Genomic DNA, 1,329 nt, shown 5'->3' with positions numbered 1-1,329 from the left:
TGTCAAGCCCCGGGTTTGATGGAGAGCGGGTTAACTGGTTTCCAGGCTTGCCGGGACCGGGTCGGCCACGGCGTGTAGGGCTTCGTGCTCGGCGGGCGGGATGTGTCCGAGCTCGCCATGCAGACGCCGGTTGTTGTACCAATCGATGTACTCCACCGTCGCGATCTCGAGGTCGTCCAGCCCGCGCCACGGCCCCTTGTTACGGACCAGCTCTGCTTTGAACAGCGAGTTGAACGCCTCGGCCATCGCGTTGTCATACGAGTCGCCCTTGGAGCCGACCGACGCGACCGCGTCGGCCTCCGCGAGACGCTGGGCATAGCGGATCGCACGGTACTGGACTCCGCGATCGGAGTGATGCGTGAGCCCGGCCAGGTCCGCGCCCTCGTGCTGACGACGCCAGATCGCCATCTGTAGCGCATCCAACGCCAGATCCGTATAGAGACTGGTCGCGACCTGCCACCCGACGATCATCCGGGAGAACACGTCCAGCACGAACGCCGCATAAACCCACCCGGCGCCCGTGCGGACATAGGTGATGTCCGCGACCCACAGCTGGTTCGGCCTCGTGGCGGTGAAGTCACGTTCGACCAGGTCAGCCGGCCGCCCGGTCTGCGCCGCAGGCTTGGTCGTGCGCGGCGACTTGTCCCGCAGCAACCCTCGCAGGCCCTGCTCGCGCATGAGCCGCTCGACCGTGCACCGCGCCACCCGGGTGCCCTGCCCGGCCAGCTGCCGGTTCAGCTCGTGCCACACCTTCCGGGCCCCGTAGACGCCGTAGTTCTTCTCGTGGACCTGCTCGATCACCTCGATCAGGCCGGCGTCACGCACCGCTCGGGCCGAGGCAGGTCGGGCCTTGTGGGCGTAATAGGTCGACGGCGCGATCTCTGCCGGCGTGCCACGCAACGCCTGCAGGACCGGCTGGACGCCGTGAGTGACCTTCTCCTGGTCGACGAACTCGACCTTCACCTCGACGGACGGTCCAGCTCCGCCGCGAAGAAACTCGCCGCGGACTTCAAGATCTGGTTCGCGCGCCGCAGCTCACGATTCTCCCGCTCCAGCTCCGCGACCCGGGCCGCTTCAGCCGTCGTCGGTCCCGGGCGCAGGCCCTCGTCCCGCTCCGCGCGCGACACCCAGGTCCGCAACGCCTCCGGGTGCACACCGAGCTGGTCCGCGATCCGTTTCACCGCCCCGACACGCGACTCGGGGTCCTTCCTCGCCTCGACCGCCAGACGCGTCGCACGCTCACGCAACTCGTCGGGGTACTTCCGTGGTGCCGACATAGCTCCCAATCCTCCGGGTCTTCGATGTCTCCATCAAACCCGGGGCGGAACA

At 67.9% G+C, this 1,329-nt stretch carries 1 protein-coding gene; it reads right to left on the bottom strand.

What is annotated here, in order from left to right:
- Window positions 1-30: 30 nt before the first annotated feature.
- Window positions 31-1,277, bottom strand: a protein-coding gene (locus AB0F70_RS27430) for an IS3 family transposase (RefSeq protein WP_357456508.1) whose coding sequence is annotated in 2 segments (ribosomal slippage) — window positions 31-998 and window positions 998-1,277 — 1,248 coding nt in all. Because the reading frame shifts where the segments join, the coding sequence is not laid out codon by codon here.
- Window positions 1,278-1,329 lie beyond the last annotated feature (52 nt).

The organism is Promicromonospora sp. NPDC023805 (assembly GCF_040639635.1).
GTDB lineage: Bacteria > Actinomycetota > Actinomycetes > Actinomycetales > Cellulomonadaceae > Promicromonospora.
This window is presented reverse-complemented; position numbering and strand designations above follow the sequence as displayed.